This is a genomic window from Acinetobacter sp. A1 (assembly GCF_012371315.1).
GTDB lineage: Bacteria > Pseudomonadota > Gammaproteobacteria > Pseudomonadales > Moraxellaceae > Acinetobacter.
On record NZ_JAAZQY010000026.1, the window covers coordinates 1 to 16,170 of the forward strand.

At 46.6% G+C, this 16,170-nt stretch carries 13 protein-coding genes and 1 pseudogene; 9 read left to right on the forward strand and 5 right to left on the reverse strand.

The window, feature by feature from the left end; genetic code table 11:
* Positions 1–189: 189 nt before the first annotated feature.
* Positions 190–798, reverse strand: a complete 609-nt coding sequence (locus HHA41_RS09675) for a MarC family protein (RefSeq protein WP_005177911.1) — start codon at positions 796–798, stop codon at positions 190–192.
* Between the two features lie 12 nt (positions 799–810).
* Positions 811–2,847 (reverse strand): choline transporter, encoded by a 2,037-nt coding sequence (locus tag HHA41_RS09680; RefSeq protein ID WP_168461529.1) that lies wholly within the window; start codon positions 2,845–2,847, stop codon positions 811–813.
* 229 nt (positions 2,848–3,076) lie between these two features.
* Here HHA41_RS09680 and betI point away from each other — a divergent pair, with 229 nt between their 5' ends.
* The 4 genes from betI to HHA41_RS09700 all read left to right on the forward strand — a co-directional run bounded on the left by betI (position 3,077) and on the right by HHA41_RS09700 (position 7,769).
* The gene (gene betI, locus HHA41_RS09685) at positions 3,077–3,661 is read left to right on the forward strand and encodes a transcriptional regulator BetI (RefSeq protein WP_034597681.1); all 585 of its coding nucleotides are present in this window, start codon (positions 3,077–3,079) and stop codon (positions 3,659–3,661) included.
* Between the two features lie 20 nt (positions 3,662–3,681).
* A complete protein-coding gene (betB, locus tag HHA41_RS09690; protein ID WP_005177904.1) occupies positions 3,682–5,154 on the forward strand; it encodes a betaine-aldehyde dehydrogenase in 1,473 nt (490 codons plus the stop codon).
* 16 nt (positions 5,155–5,170) lie between these two features.
* The gene (gene betA / locus HHA41_RS09695) at positions 5,171–6,838 is read left to right on the forward strand and encodes a choline dehydrogenase (protein ID WP_168418669.1); all 1,668 of its coding nucleotides are present in this window, start codon (positions 5,171–5,173) and stop codon (positions 6,836–6,838) included.
* A gap of 157 nt (positions 6,839–6,995) precedes the next feature.
* Positions 6,996–7,769 (forward strand): TorF family putative porin, encoded by a 774-nt coding sequence (locus tag HHA41_RS09700; protein WP_168418670.1) that lies wholly within the window; start codon positions 6,996–6,998, stop codon positions 7,767–7,769.
* A gap of 23 nt (positions 7,770–7,792) precedes the next feature.
* Here HHA41_RS09700 and HHA41_RS09705 read toward each other — a convergent pair whose 3' ends face one another.
* Positions 7,793–9,184 (reverse strand): ATP-binding protein, encoded by a 1,392-nt coding sequence (locus HHA41_RS09705; protein ID WP_168461531.1) that lies wholly within the window; start codon positions 9,182–9,184, stop codon positions 7,793–7,795.
* Positions 9,185–9,186: 2 nt separating this feature from the next.
* A pseudogene (locus HHA41_RS09710) lies at positions 9,187–9,857 on the reverse strand (response regulator transcription factor).
* A gap of 109 nt (positions 9,858–9,966) precedes the next feature.
* On the opposite strand from HHA41_RS09710, the gene dsbD reads away from it, so the two are divergent.
* From dsbD to HHA41_RS09735, 5 genes are all read left to right on the forward strand, one after another.
* The gene (gene dsbD / locus HHA41_RS09715; RefSeq protein ID WP_168461532.1) at positions 9,967–11,949 is read left to right on the forward strand and encodes a protein-disulfide reductase DsbD; all 1,983 of its coding nucleotides are present in this window, start codon (positions 9,967–9,969) and stop codon (positions 11,947–11,949) included.
* Complete coding sequence (locus HHA41_RS09720) at positions 11,946–12,788, forward strand: TlpA disulfide reductase family protein (protein ID WP_168418673.1); 843 nt, start codon at positions 11,946–11,948, stop codon at positions 12,786–12,788. Before dsbD ends, HHA41_RS09720 begins: the two co-directional genes overlap by 4 nt.
* 12 nt (positions 12,789–12,800) lie before the next feature.
* Positions 12,801–13,418 (forward strand): thiol:disulfide interchange protein DsbG, encoded by a 618-nt coding sequence (dsbG, locus tag HHA41_RS09725; RefSeq protein WP_168461534.1) that lies wholly within the window; start codon positions 12,801–12,803, stop codon positions 13,416–13,418.
* 272 nt (positions 13,419–13,690) lie between these two features.
* Positions 13,691–14,614, forward strand: a complete 924-nt coding sequence (locus tag HHA41_RS09730) for an Abi family protein (protein ID WP_168418675.1) — start codon at positions 13,691–13,693, stop codon at positions 14,612–14,614.
* A gap of 3 nt (positions 14,615–14,617) precedes the next feature.
* Positions 14,618–14,821, forward strand: a complete 204-nt coding sequence (locus HHA41_RS09735; protein ID WP_127801575.1) for a hypothetical protein — start codon at positions 14,618–14,620, stop codon at positions 14,819–14,821.
* Between the two features lie 153 nt (positions 14,822–14,974).
* On the opposite strand, the gene HHA41_RS09740 is transcribed toward HHA41_RS09735, so the two are convergent.
* Positions 14,975–15,982 (reverse strand): OmpA family protein, encoded by a 1,008-nt coding sequence (locus HHA41_RS09740; protein ID WP_168461536.1) that lies wholly within the window; start codon positions 15,980–15,982, stop codon positions 14,975–14,977.
* Positions 15,983–16,170 lie beyond the last annotated feature (188 nt).

The following is a 16,170-nucleotide window of genomic DNA, read 5'->3' on the forward strand; positions in this document are numbered from 1 at the left end:
CCCCACTTGTTTTTAGGTGGGAACTAAATTAAGGCTTATAGGATCGCTTGGTAAGGCTGTGTTAGCCGGATGCTTACAATACGCAGCCGCTGGAGCAGATTTCTTAAACAGCTAAACATTCAAATATCAATAAAAAACCCTCTTTCAAATTGAAAGAGGGTTTTGGTTTAGAGCATCTAAAATGGACGTTTAGCTCTGCATAATTCCGCTGACACCGGTCACAATCATATCAATGGCAATGGTCCCAATCAGCAAGGCAGCCAGACGCCCGACAATATCGACATACAAATCAATATAATTGGAATGTTTATGCTGCAAATGATCATGCGCATATTTCATTAAAATAAGCAGGCTACAGGTCAGAAATAGCGTCACAAAAATCACCAGCACCAGTTGCCACAGGCTTAGCTGAATTCCAGTAATGACCGCGGCGCTGATGGTTCCCGGGCCAATCATAAACGGCATGGCAATGGTGCCGGCCAAATGATGTGGCGCACCGCGCATCACCCCAATGGTATCGGCGCCTTCAAACACATAGCGATAACCAATCACCAGAAAAATAATCCCGCCAAAAATCTGGAAAGATTCAAAACGGACATGCAGGACATCATGAAAAAAGGCTTCACCGGTTTTGGCGAAAATAATAAACACCACAAAGCTGATTAAACTGCCCTGAATCAGGGCGCGATTAAACACTCGGGCCTCGGAATTACGGATAATGCCGAGCATATAAATACTCATTAAAAACGGGTTTAATAATGAGAAAAACAGTGCAAAGGCGTGAAGCGATTCAGACATCCTACAGATTCCTTATTGATCCGGGTCTGGAAAGAGCGGGCGCTTGCCTGGACTAATCCGGTTGATGTGCAAGAACATCAAATGGCGCTCGTATTTATCCAGAATGTCGTTAATGACCTGTTCCTTGCTATAACCCACCAGATCATTGCCTTGCGAGCCTTCAAACAGATAGGTTTCCAGACGGTAATAGTATTTCTTGGTGCGTTTGCCGCGTGAACTGAAGTTGGGTGTGTCATAACGGATTGGCCAGATCTGGTAAACGAAGTTTTCTTCTTCATCCAGCTGAATGGTTAAATCCAGATGTGACAGTTCCGGTTCATCATCCAGGGCTTTTTCCGCCAGATCGACCTGAATGCCTTTGTTGATGAATTCTGTGGCCACCGCCTGCATTGCCGGTTTACAGACCTCTTCCAGCATTTGCTGGGTTTGCGATAAATTGGCATGCAGCATTACCCGGCTGAGGCGTTTTTTCCAGTTAAAGATGTCGACATTGCCGACCACGGGTGCCGCATTCATGCTGGTACTGGCCTGACGGAAATCTTCCAGTCTTAATGACTTGTACAGACCCGCCATCACAAAGAAAATCACAAAGCTAAAAGGCAGCCCCATAATAATGGTGGTGTTTTGCAGTGCAGTCACGCCATTGGCCATCAGCATGGCCAAAGTCAGTAAACCAATCGCCAGTGCCCAGAAGACACTTAACCAGCGCGGCGAATCATGTTCAATATTGGTAAATTTGGTGGTGAAATTCCCCAGTACCAGTGCGCCTGAATCGGCAGAAGTCACATAAAACAGCAAACCGGTAATGGTAGCGACGCCGGCCAGAAATGGGAACCACGGATATTGGGCAAGCAGGTCATAGAAACCATGTGCCGGATTGGCCAATACGGTGGTGGCCAGCTGGGTATTGCCATCAAAAATTACGCTGTGCAGGGCGCTATTTCCAAAAATTGACAGCCAGGTCAGGGTAAACAGCAGGGGAATAATTAAGGTACCGGCCACAAATTCACGGATGGTTCGGCCACGGGAAATTCGCGCCAGGAACAGGCCGACAAATGGCGACCAGGCAATCCACCAGGCCCAGAAAAACAGGGTCCAGCTGTTCATCCATTCTTTAGGCTGCTCAAAAGGAAAACTGCTTAAAGAGAGTTTCGGGAACTGGCTGAGATAATCACCAAAATTCTGAATTAGAGCCGCTAATAAAAACTCTGTATTTCCCATAAAGAGAATAAAGAGCAGCAACCCGATTGATACATAGATATTAATTTCAGACAGAACCCGAATACCTTTATTGACACCCGCAGTCACGGAAATAATAGTAATAATGACTGCAACGGCAATCAGCGCCGACTGGATCAGCAGGTTTTCTGGCACATCAAACAGTACATGCAGGCCGTAGTTGAGCTGAACCACACCAATCCCGCAGGTGGTGGCAATACCAAAAATGGTGCCCAAAACGGCCGCGGTATCAACACTATGTCCAATCCAGCCATTAACACGCTTGCCAAAAATCGGATAAAGCGCCGAGCGGATGGTTAGCGGCAGGTTATAACGATAACTAAAATAACCCAAAGCCACGCCAACCAAGGCATACATGCTCCAGCCAGTTAATCCATAGTGGAACAGGGTCCAGACCATTGACTGGCGCGCAGCCTCAAAAGTCTGACCTTCGCCGACAGGCGGATTCATATAGTGAGACAGCGGTTCGGCCACCGAGAAGAACATCAGGTCAATCCCGATTCCGGCCGAGAACAGCATTGCCGACCAGCTCAGCAGGCTAAATTCCGGCTTGGAATGTTTGGGACCTAATTTGATATCGCCATAACGCGACAGGGCAATAAACAGTACAAAGACCAGATATAAGGTGGCCGCCAGCAGGTAATACCAGCTAAAGGTCCGGCTGACCCAGTTCAAGATTTGGGTAATGAGCTGATTCGCCTGGTCATTAAATAAAATCGTAACCAGCGAAAACAGCAGGATGAGTGTTGCCGAAAGAAAAAAGACAACTTTGTTCAGACTATCGGTCGTCTGTTCAGTTTTCTTTTGCATAAATCTGTGACCATATTTTTTTAATTCGGATCTACAGCGCAGTGTGTTTTGGCTTAACCAGACTATAGGCATGGCTCTCATTACAAACATTTGCAAATGAAAAACAAACTGAGCTGTACATCAGGAAGCAGACGGGACTATAATTTATTTTAATTGAACGTTCAATTAAAATAACGTTTTTATATGTTACCTTGCCTTGTGCATGATTTTTATTAGTCAGGTCGATCTTATGCCTAAAGTTGGTATGCAACCGATTCGTCGTCAACAGCTAATTGATGCCACCTTATCTGCCATTAATGAACTGGGTTTTGCTGAAGCATCTATCAGCCAGATTGCCCAGCGGGCAGGTGTGTCTACAGGCATCATCAGTCATTATTTTCAGGGCAAGCATGGCCTGATTGAAGCGACCATGCGTTATTTGCTGCAACAGCTGGGCGATGCCATTTCTGCCAGTTTAAACGCCGCAGAAAACACCCCGGAGCAGCGCCTGATTGCGATTGTGCGTGCCAATTTCTCGGCCGAACAGACCGATAAAGCCGCCATGAAAACCTGGCTGGCATTCTGGGCCAACAGTATGCATCAACCTGACTTGCACCGTTTGCAGCAGGTCAACCATTATCGCCTGCATTCCAATATCAAGCATGAGTTTGCCAAACAGCTGGACCGCGAGCAGGCTGAACGCGCCGCGCAGGGTCTGGCCGCACTGATTGACGGTTTCTGGTTACGCGGTTCCTTAATGACCACTGAACTGGATGCCGATTTACCTATTCAGATTTGTGCCGACTATATCCGTCAGCAACTCAATATTCACTAAATTGCGAGGAGAACCAATTGATGCAATTCAATACACAACGACCTTATATTCACGGTCAGTTTGTCGATGCTTCATCCTCTGAAACATTCCAAAGTATTAATCCGGCCAATGCTGAGGTGTTGGCCACCATTCAGGCATGTAACCAGGCCGATGTTGATCGGGCAGTACAGTCTGCCAAACAGGGACAAAAAGTCTGGGCAGCCATGACCACCATGCAGCGTTCACGCATTTTAAATCAGGCCGTAGCCATTTTACGGGCACGCAATGATGAGCTGGCAGAAATTGAAAGCCTGGACAGTGGCAAGCCTTTAAGTGAAACCCGGAGCGTCGATATTGTGACCGGGGCAGATGTGCTGGAATATTATGCCAGCATTTTACCAGCGCTCGAAGGCCAGCAAATTCCATTAAGAGAAAGTTCTTTTATTTATACCCGCCGTGAACCGCTGGGTGTGGTGGCCGGTATTGGCGCTTGGAATTATCCAATCCAGATTGCGTTATGGAAATCTGCACCGGCCTTGGCCGCAGGCAACGCCATGGTGTTTAAAGCCAGTGAAATTACCCCACTTACCGCGTTAAAACTGGCCGAAATTTATAGTGAAGCCGGAGTACCAGACGGCGTCTTTAATGTGGTGACCGGTGGTGGCGATGTGGGTAGCTACCTCACTGAGCATCCAGAGATTGCCAAAGTATCCTTTACCGGCGGTGTGAGTACCGGTAAAAAAGTAATGGCACAGGCGGCGGCGTCCAGCTTAAAAGAAGTCACCATGGAACTTGGTGGAAAATCACCGTTAATTATCTGTGAAGATGCCAATCTGGATCTGGCTGCCGATATCGCCATGATGGCCAATTTCTACAGCTCTGGACAGGTGTGTACCAATGGAACCCGGGTGTTTATTCCTGCTGCTTTAAAAACTGCTTTTGAAGAAAAGATTCTGCAGCGCATTCCTTATGTGCGGATGGGGCAGCCTTTAGACCCGAACACCAATTTTGGACCACTGTCCAGCTTTGCCCATATGGAAAAAGTATTGCATTACATTGAGCTGGGCAAGCAACAGGGCGCCCGTCTGTTAACAGGTGGACAGCGCGCAGCGGCAGCTGAGTTTGCGCACGGGGCTTTTGTTGAACCCACGGTATTTACCGACTGTCATGATGAAATGCGCATTGTCCAGGAAGAAATTTTTGGCCCGGTTATGAGCATCTTAAGCTATGACAGTGAAGATGAAGTAATCCGCAGAGCCAATGCCACCACCTATGGTCTGGCTGCTGGTGTGGTCAGTCCGGATTTAAGCCGTGCCCATCGCATTATTCATCAGATTGAAGCTGGGATTTGCTGGCTGAATACCTGGGGTGAATCTCCAGCAGAAATGCCGGTTGGTGGCTATAAACAGTCAGGCGTTGGCCGTGAAAATGGTCTGGTGACCTTACAGCACTATACCCAGACCAAATCGGTTCAGGTGGAACTGAGTCCTTTCCAATCTGTATTTTCAGCTTAAGGGAGGATCATGCTGCATGAATTATGACTATATTATTATTGGCGCAGGTTCTGCCGGGAATGTGCTGGCGGCTCGATTAACCGAAGATCCAGAAACGACGGTGTTGCTCCTGGAAGCAGGTGGGCCGGACTACCGGCTGGATTTTCGTACCCAGATGCCTGCCGCGCTGGCTTATCCCTTACAGGGCCGGCGTTATAACTGGGCCTATCTGACCGATCCGGAACCGTATATGAATAATCGCCGCATGGAATGTGGTCGCGGTAAAGGCTTGGGCGGGTCCTCCCTGATTAACGGCATGTGTTATATCCGCGGCAATGCGATGGATCTGGAACAATGGGCCAGTTTGAAAGGACTGGAACATTGGAGCTATGCCGACTGCCTGCCTTATTATAAAAAGGCCGAAACCCGTGATATTGGCGGCAATGACTATCATGGCGACAGTGGTCCGGTACAGGTCGCCACCCCGAAAGCCGGAAATAACGAGCTGTTTCATGCCATGGTCGATGCTGCGGTACAGGCTGGCTATCCACGTACCGATGATTTAAATGGCTATCAGCAGGAAGGATTTGGCCCGATGGACCGTACCGTAACCCCACAGGGACGCCGTTCCAGCACGGCGCGTGGTTATCTGGATATGGCCAGACAGCGCCCGAATTTAACCATTCGCACCCATGCCATGACCAATAAAATTCTATTTCATGGCAAGCAGGCGGTGGGAGTTGAATATTTTCAGGGACAAAGTACCGCGCAGCCACAGCAAGTCTTTGCTGAAAAAGAAGTGCTGCTCTGTGGGGGTGCCATTGCGTCCCCGCAAATTCTGCAGCGTTCCGGTGTCGGTAATGCCCAGCATCTAAAAAGCCTGGAGATTCCGGTGGTTCATGATTTACCGGGCGTGGGCGAAAACCTGCAAGATCATCTGGAAATGTATTTACAGTATCAGTGCAAAAAACCGGTCAGCTTATATCCCGCCTTAAAATGGTATAACCAGCCAAAAATTGGCGCAGAATGGCTGTTTTTAGGTCAGGGTGTGGGTGCCAGTAACCAGTTTGAAGCCGGTGGCTTTATCCGCACCTCCGATGAGTTTGCCTGGCCAAATATCCAGTATCACTTTTTACCGGTCGCCATTAACTACAATGGCAGTAATGCCATTCAGCAGCATGGTTTTCAGGCGCATGTTGGTTCTATGCGCTCTCCATCTCGTGGGCGGGTCAAACTGCGCTCCAAAGATCCGTTTCAGCATCCAAGTATCCTGTTCAATTATATGAGTACCGAACAGGACTGGCGCGAGTTTCGTGATGCCATCCGCATTACCCGGGACATCATGCATCAACCGGCTTTAGATGCCTATCGCGGCGAAGAAATCAGCCCGGGCAAACAGGTACAAAGTGATGCCGAGCTGGACGAATTTATCCGTAACCACGCTGAAACTGCGTTCCATCCATCTTGCAGCTGCAAAATGGGTGAAGATGATATGGCGGTGGTCGATGGCTACGGGCGGGTACATGGGCTGCAAAACCTGCGTGTGATTGATGCTTCGATCATGCCGCTGATTATTACCGGCAACCTGAATGCCACCACCATTATGATGGCCGAAAAACTGGCCGATCATATTCGCGCCAAACCGGCGCTGGCCAAATCTACGGCGCCATTTTACCGGGCCAATACGCCAGTCCGGTCAATCTAGCCGCAACAGAACGCTTTGATCTCTTAGATCATTTTGATGTGCATTTTTATACACATCCTTTTTTCTTAGTTAAAACCACATATCCAACCATCCGCACAGCTCACGGTCGGATGGTTGGCTGGGATTTTTACATTCAATCAGGTTAAATTTTAAAACAATGATTCCATTTACAAGAACGGTGGTCGCCGCCGGGTGTCTGTCATGTATCAGCATGTCCAGCTGGGCCAATGATGCATCCTCTTCCTCTATTGATGTGTCTGGTCAGCTGACTGCAGTATCCAAATATGTGTCACGCGGTCTGACCAATGCACCAGAAAATGAAGACTTGGCTTTGCAGGCCTCTTTAACCTTGGGTTATGGAAATTTTTATGCCGGTTATTGGGGCAGTACACTGGGTTATTCATACCGCGATTTACAGAAAGGTCGGCAATACAGCACCGATAAAATGGAACATGATTTTATTGTCGGGCATGTGTCAGATTTTAAAGGCCTGACTTGGGATCTGTGGAATGCGACCTATTATTATCCGGGTGGGGACAGCACCACCTCCAATGAACTGGGCCTGCGTGTCAGTAAAAACCTGAATGAGCAAGCTACACTAACCTTCGGCGTGTCGACCTATTTATATGATGTGGTGTATATGAATCAGGGCGATACCTATGTCAGCCTGAACTATGCCCATCAGCTCAGCGACAAATTAACTGGAAATCTGGCCGTTGCCGGTTCATATTTTAATGACTCCGGCAAATATGAAGGTCAGGAATTTTTAGATACCCAGACCGATACCGCTTTTCGTTTTGCCTCGGTCGGCCTGGATTATGCAGTTGCGCCGAATGTGAATGTCTTTTCCGACTTCATTCTGGGTGGCTATGACCGCAGTAAAATCAAACAGAAAAATCAGACGGTTTGGGGCTTAAGATATAGCTTCTAATCTAGTCCCCAAGCATCAACCCTTTAATTGAGCGTGGAAGAGGGTTGCTCCGGCCGAATGCGAATGCTTAAACCCTGAGGCGGGTTCAGGCTTAAATCCATCTGGTAGTGATGATGTTGGAGCAGCGCTTTCACCAAAGCCAGCCCTAAACCATGACCCTGTTGCTGGGCAGATTTACGCCAGAAGCGCCGGGTCATCTGGGTCAGTTCAGCGGCAGTCAGCCCCTGACCATCATCTTGTACCAGCAGTTGCTGATCATGCATGGCAATTGCAATCCGGCTTAAGCCTTGGGCATGTAACAGGGCATTTTCCAGCAGATTTTTCAGGATGGTCTGCAAGCTCAGCGGTGGTAGTTGCAGGGTCTGCAGATTTTCCCAATCGACCTGCAATACGCTATTTAAATGCGGATAAACCGGACTTAATTCTTCTATCACTTGTCTTAAAACCGGCGCGACTTCGGTGGTATCTGAATCTGGGGCAGCTTGCGCAGCGTCATGATCGGTCTGGCTCAGTAATAACAATTGTTCCAGCAACTGCTGATAGCGCCAGATACTGTTTTCGGCCTGTTTCAGGTTTTCAATCAGCTTGCTGGCCTGCGCCGGATTTTGCTCGACCATCATCCGGCTGAGTTGTACATGGGTTTTAATTGCAGTTAAAGGACTACGCAGTTCATGCGCGGCATAGGCGGTAAACAGTTTTTCATTTTCCAGACTATGGTGCAGGTTCTGAATCAGCTGATTGGAATTATCGACAAAAGGCTGGACTTCTTTGGGAATTTTACGCGCATCTAGATGTTGCAGATAATGCGCCGCATCTGACAGCGAATGCTGTTTATCTGCCAGTTGCTGGGCCATATCATCTAAAGGGCGGAATTCTTTACGCAGAATATGAATCACCAGCGCCATACAGATCAGTAGCGATAACACCAGTGGAATCAGCACCGATTGCAGAATCTGTTGCAATAAAGAGGCTCTAAGCACCAGCCGTTCTGCGGCCACCACCTGAATATCACCTTTACGCAGCACATAACTGCGCCATTCCACACCATTTTCCTGCCAGGTACTAAAGCCCGGTTGCTGTCCGGTTAGCTGCGCCGGCGCACCGCGGGTGCGAGCCACCACATACGGCCCCAAGGTAATATCCGAGCTAAACACCGACACCTCACAGGCAATCAGGTTTTGCGCATGATACTGTTCGGCCACCTGTTTTAAGGAATCGGGATTAATTTCCTGGAGCGGCAAATGCTGAATCAGCCGCGCCACCATTTGTGCAGAGGCAAACAGGCGCTGATCCAGCGTATCTTGCAGCCGCTGCTGCAAATCATAATACAGCCAGCAAAACACCAGACTCCACAGGCTAAGAAACACCACCATAAACATGCTGACCAGCCGCCATTTTAAACTGTAGTTCTGCATATTCAGCTCTCGGTTTCCGGTACTTTAAACATATAGCCCACACCACGAATGGTCTGAATCAGCTGCGGCTCTAGTTTCTGGCGTAAATGATAAATATGCACATTCAGCGCGTTGCTCTCGATACTGTCCTGATAGCCATACAGTTTATCGAGCAGCTGTTCATTTTTTAAAATCTGGTTGGGATGGCTCATCAGGGTTTCCAGCAGGCTGTATTCACGCCGTGACAGAGTCACCGGCTGCTGCTGGAACGTCACTTCCTGGGTATCGCGGTTTAACTGCAAATCGCCCAGTTGTAACAGATTGGAAGAAAAACCTCGATTACGCCGTGCCAGCGCATGAATACGGGCAATCAGCTCATCCAGTTCAAAGGGTTTGGTCAGGTAGTCATCGGCCCCCAGATTTAAGGCTTCTACACATTGCCGGGTTTGATGCCGGGCGGTAAAACCAGTACCGGCAGATGAATTTCATCCTGGCGCCACTGCTGCAGCAGTTCCAGACCATCCTGATCGGGCAGGCCCAAATCCAGCAGGCACAAATCGACCGCACTTTGCCGGATAAAATAATCGGCAGCACGCGCAGTAGCCACATGCTCGACTGAAATATTTAAATAGTCCAGCGCTGAACAGATACTTTGGGCAATATAAGGATCATCTTCGACCAGAACCACAAACATAGTTACTCTCCACCTGAAATCCTATTTTATAAATAATGAGCTATGTTAATGTTCTCTTAATTTAATCTTTTTAATAATGAATCGGGTTTTCTACAGAAAAATGGACGTCATGATTACGCGTGTAAGTGCTTTGCTTGTGGTTCTTTGTGCATTCTGGCCAGTTTGGTCACAGGCGCAGGAGTTCTTGCCACCCGATCAAGCGTTTCAGTTTCAGGCGCGTTCTATTAGCGATGATCAGGCGGAACTGCGCTGGACCATCGCCGAAGATTATTATTTATATCATGATCAGCTACAGGTGCGTAGCGATGCTGGTGCGCTAAAATTACAGCTGCCGGTCCCGGAAGATAAGAACGATCCGACCTTTGGCCAGACCAAGGTGCATTATCATCAGGTCAAGACCACGATTACGGTCGCGCCAAACCAGCAATTTAAAATTCAGTGGCAGGGCTGTGCCGAAAGCGGTTTATGTTATCCGGTGCAACGCGCCACCATTCAGACCGATGCGCAAGGCTTGTTGCCCCAGTCAGATGCGCCTTCAAGCGAACGGCGTTTATTAAGTGCCGCCAAACCGGTCGCGCTGGATGCACCGGCTAAAATTGAAGCGGCACCAAGTAAACCTGAAAAAACAGTACTGACAACTACATCTGCTGCCGCCGAAGAAGCAGTCATTGAAAATGAGTCGATTGCCGCAGTAGAGAATACAGAGCCGACAAAACTCACTGATGCTGTCGCGGCTTCAGAAATTTCAGTCGTAGCGTCTAATCCGGTGCCGGCCAGTGAAATCGCAGGCGAGACACAAACGGCAGCCACCGCATCATTACAATCTGAATGGAACAACGACCAGTATTTTTTCAATTTACTCTCGGAACATCATTTATTTGTTAATCTACTGATTTTTTTAGGTTTTGGTATTTTACTGGCCTTTTTACCTTGTTCTTTGCCACTGATTCCAATTCTGTCCGGTATTCTGGTACAGCGTCATCGCGGTTATCGTGCTGCGTTGATTGCGCTGGCTTTTGTGCTGGGTATGGCCGCAGTGTATGCGGTGATGGGACTGGCAGTTGCGCAACTGGGCTATAGTTTCCAGCGCTGGTTCCAAAGCCCGATCTTTATTGGCATTTTTGCGGTGCTATTTATCTTGTTTGCCTTGAACCTGTTTGGGGTGTATCAGCTGTCCTTACCACAAGGTTTATTACAACGACTGGACCGATGGCAGCAAAAACAGCAGGGCGGTACGCTGGTCGGTGCTGCGTTAATGGGGATGATTTCCGCGCTGATTGTAGGTCCGTGTATGAGCGCGCCTTTGGCTGGTGCTTTGCTGTTCGTATCGCAGTTGGATCAGCCGGTACTCGGCGCGACCTATCTGTTTGTACTGGGTCTGGGCCTCGGGATTCCTTTATTTATTGCCGCTGTATTTGGCGCCAAATATTTACCGAAACCGGGTATGTGGATGGACCGGTTGAAATTCAGTTTCGGCTTTTTAATGCTGGCGCTGGCGGTTTATTTCGCCCGCCCATTGCTGCCGACTGTGGCCTATTTCCTGTTGATGGGCATTATTTTCCTGGCACTGGCGATTTACTGCTTCGATTTAATCCGCAGACATCTGCAAGGCAAAATCTCGCGTGTTGGCGTTATTGTACTGGCGCTGGCCATGACCGCTATTAGTATTTGGCATATTCAACATGGCCTTCAGCAGATGGGTGCAGTCCATGCCCAACAAACACTCAGCTGGCAAAAGGTGCATACCCAGCAGGAACTGGTACAGCTGCTACAGCAAAACAGTGGACGCAGTATCGTGATTGATGTCTATGCCGACTGGTGTGTGGCCTGTCAACCGGTAGAAAATGAAGTCCTGCCCCGTACCGATGTACAGGCAGCCTTGCAGGATGTGGTACGGATTAAACTGGATTTAACCGAGTATCATCCATCTCAAGATGAATTACTGCGTGACTGGCAGATTCTTGGTCCACCGACCATGATTTTCCTGGACAGTCAGCAGCAGGAACAGCGTACTTTACGTTTAACTGGTACCTTTAGCGCGACCCAACTTATTCAGCGCTTACAGCAACTTCAGCAGGCAAAAACACCATGATGGTTTCTGCAACGGCGCTGCATATAGGCCCACTGATGTTGCCGTGGCAGATTGTGCTGCTGCTCACCGGATTAGTGCTGGTGTATGGGGCAGGGCGATATTTCAGACACAAACAGCAATGGCCTGAACCTAGCTGGTGCATCTTTAGTGACAGCTTGTGGACATCATTGTGGGTGGGATTAATTGCCGCACGACTGGTTTTTGTGCTGATGCATGCCGATCTTTATCTGGCGACACCACTGGATATAATCAAGATTCAGGACAAAGGCTTTCATTTTTATGGTGGATTGATTGCCGGCATTGGGTGGTTTCTATGGAAAAACCGGGCATTGGCCAATCTGCCTAAAGCGATATTGATCGCGCTATTTGTTGCGATCCAGCTTTGTCTGAATTGGGGTATTCAAACGGTCTTGCCACAGCAGAATCAGTATCCTGATCTGCAATTTCAAAATTTACAGCAGCAACAGGTGCCACTACAGCACTGGGTCAGCAAACCGACCGTCATTAACCTGTGGGCCAGCTGGTGTCCGCCGTGTCACCGGGAAATGCCGGTTTTACATCAGGCCCAGCAGGATTATCCGGACATTCATTTTGTAATGCTGAATCAGGGCGAAACGACTGACACCGTACAGGATTATTTGCGTCAGCATGGTTTTAATTTCCAGCATGTCCTGTTTGATCCTCAAGGTGACATGGCCACCCAGATGAATATGTATGGCTTGCCAAGCACCTTGTTCTTTAATGCACAAGGACAGCTCGTGCATCGGCATATGGGCGAACTGACCCAGCCGATGCTGCGTCGCTATATCAATGATCTTTCTGCTCCATCTTCAAAATAACAGGAAATTCTCATGAAAATGATCTATCCCGCTGCGTTGTTCCTGCTGCTGTTAAATACGACAGCATTTGCCCAGACTGATCTGAAAAAACAGATTGAGCAGGAAGGCTTTAAATTTATCAAACAGATTGAAGCGCCAGAAAAAATGACCGGATGGGCCGGGCATATGCAGCAAAGTCCGGCGACCGTGTTTATTTCCAATGACCAGAAATATTACATTATTGGCGATTTGCACAATGCCAAGGGTGAGAACCTGACCATCAAAGCGCTTGAAACCCATGTCAAAGACGCCGTGCTGGATGATGTCTGGAAAAGTCTGGAAAACTCCACCTGGATTCAGGACGGACAAAAAGATGCGCCGCGGATTGTATATGTATTTTCAGACCCGAATTGTCCGTATTGCCATACCTTCTGGCAAAAGGCACGTCCGTGGGTGAAGGCGGGGAAGGTACAGCTTAGACATATTCAGGTGGCAGTCATTCGTGATGAGAGTCGCGGGCAAGTGGCAACCATGCTGATGGCTAAATATGGTTTCTTTGCCACTCCGTCGATGGTGTGGAAAAACCAGCAAGGCGAGTTTAAGTCCGCCCAAGGGATGATGGAGGATTTAAGAGAGATTTTTGAGAAGTAAAAGGTTCATGAACAATGGCAGATGTTGTTTAGGTTAGCGCTTGGGGCGTAAAAAATCTTCCCCTTGTGGAATGCTGTTCCTCACCTCTTTAATAAAGAGGGGTTAGGGGAGATTAGATATAAAAAAGACTGTCGCTAAGGGCAGTTTTTGATCATAACTTGCTAATAATGACAATTGTCGCTATTATGTACTTAATACAGCCGCCACGCTTAGTTCTTCTTTTGAAGTCCGCGCAACCTTGGCGGTTTTTTATGCCTCGATTTTAGTGAATTATGTTAAAACCTTATAATAAAAAGCCTTTATCATATGCTGAGCAAGTGCATCATCTACAGTCTAAAGGATTGAGTATTCATAATGTTGCTTGGGCTGAAGGAATATTGGCAAAATATGGTTATTATCGCTTAAGTGCATATTGGTATCCTTACCGAATAAGGTCAGGAAATAATGTCTTAGATCGATTCAAGCCGGGCACTTCGTTTGAAAAAATTGTGCAATTATATGAATTTGATACTGAATTACGATTACAAATATTCGGTGCTATCGAAATTATAGAAACGTTTTTACGAACGAAATTAACGTATTATCTCGGTCATCAATATGGTGCATTTGGTATCTACAATGCACAAAATTTTTATCCCAAATTTAACCATAGAAAATTTTTAGAAACATGCAACAAAGAAGTTGGACGCTCTAAAGATACGTTCATCCAGCATTTTCAACAAAATTATGATGGTTTTCCTCAAATCCCAATCTGGATGCTGACAGAAGTTTTAAGTTTTGGTTCATTGTCATTTTTATATAGTGGTTTAATAAATAATAAGGCTAACAATAAAGAAGATAAGAAAGCAATCGCACAGCATTTTTCTTTGCATCATGAAAAATTAGCTGAATGGTTGCATATATTGACCTATGTGAGAAATATTTGTGCCCATCATGGACGGTTATGGAATAAAGAATTAGCTATTAAATCTAAAGCCGACAAAGATCCAAATTGGCAATCACCGATTACACCGACGAATAAACGTATCTTCTATGTACTCTTAATCTTAAAAACCTTGCTAAGACCGACAGGATTTGATTCAGAGTGGTGCTATCAATTGAATAAACTCTTAAAACCTATTGTGAAAGATGAAAATTGGCGTGTTGCGATGGGTTTTCCTGGTAATTGGGAAGAACATCCTATTTGGAGCTTATGAAATATGGTAAAAAAAATACCAGAATTTTTAGAAGGTCGTAGCCCTGATCGTCAAAATCGCATTTTGGAAAATACAAAAATAATCTTAAAAGATTGTGTTATGGATGAGGTTTATTTATTACAACTAGCAGAAAAAGCGAAAAGTGAAGAAACTATCAGGATAACTTTAGCTGACTTAAGAGTTCGAGTTCACAAAAACCGCACTTAAAAGTTTGATAAGCTGAAACCGCGTATCGCTTAGTCTATCAAGTCATTGACGCCAAAATTGTGGTGCTTGTTTTAGACGTTGACTGCCGTGACACCATTTTTAAAAAGATGTAAAAAAGACCGCTATATTGCGGTCTTTTTAGTATTTAGACTTTTATAATTTCACCAACTCCACCCGACGGTTTTTCGCCTTACCATCTTCAGTCGCATTATCTGCAACAGGCTGAGTATCCCCAAAACCTTTGGCTGTCAGACGATTTGTATCAATGCCTGCTTTGGTTAGAGCAGTCACCACAGCTTGCGCACGTTGCTCAGACAATTTTAAATTATGCGCCGCATCGCCTGTATTATCAGTATGTCCGTAAATGCCAAGTTTTAAATCATCGTTATCTTTCAGTAAAGCAATAATCTGATCTATTTGTTCTTGTGAGTCTGGCAAAATATCGGCTTGATCTGTGGCAAAGTTAATTTGCACACTCACTTTACTGTCCTGATCCAGACTTTGTTTCAGTGCACCTGAAGTCAGTGCTTTGGCAGTGATATTTAAGGGCTGACTTTCCGCTACCATTAAACCCATATAGTGGCCAGATTGTGCCAAATGGAACCAAATATTTTTATCCGCTTGTCGAATCACATACGTTTGCGCAGGGTAATTATAAATATCAGCCAAACCTGAACCATGTTGCACCCGAATGGCATCAGGCAGACTGTTGGCAAGCTCTTTGGGGATTTGACTATTGGCAACTTCTACACCACCAAGCTGTTTAATTACCGCATCAAGATTACGCTGTATTTCTAAATAACTGCCTTCTTTATAATCTGATTTAGCGGTAATACCCGAACTAAACAGTTTTCCCTCAACCCAGTGAAAGTCATGTCCTGTCCAAAACGGCACACGTTCAAAATTTCGTTTTTCATCATTCTGATAGCGATAGCCCTCTGGTAATGCAATATAAGGAAACTCACCAAGCACTGCGGTCGAAATGGGGATGTTATTCAGGTCAAAATCAGAGCTGACTTTGGCAGTTTCATTTGCATCTGATGTGATTTCAGAAGTACTGACTTCAGTTTCAGCCTGATCAGAAGTCGGTTTGGCACAGCCATACATAAGTGCCAGTACACAACTTAAACTTAGCCCCAAGATTATTTTTTGAAAAGTCATCGGATATTTCCTTATTTTACTGATCTTAATATTCTGCTTGTATTTTAAGCAGTATAGCTGAGCCGGTTTAAATTTTCATTTTTTATAGAGGCTGAGCGTCGCTAAGTCGTTTCTCAAGGAAATTGGGCTACAGGAGATCCTTGCATCCATTCGTTCAATATAAAAGGTAAATCACTGATCATTTACAA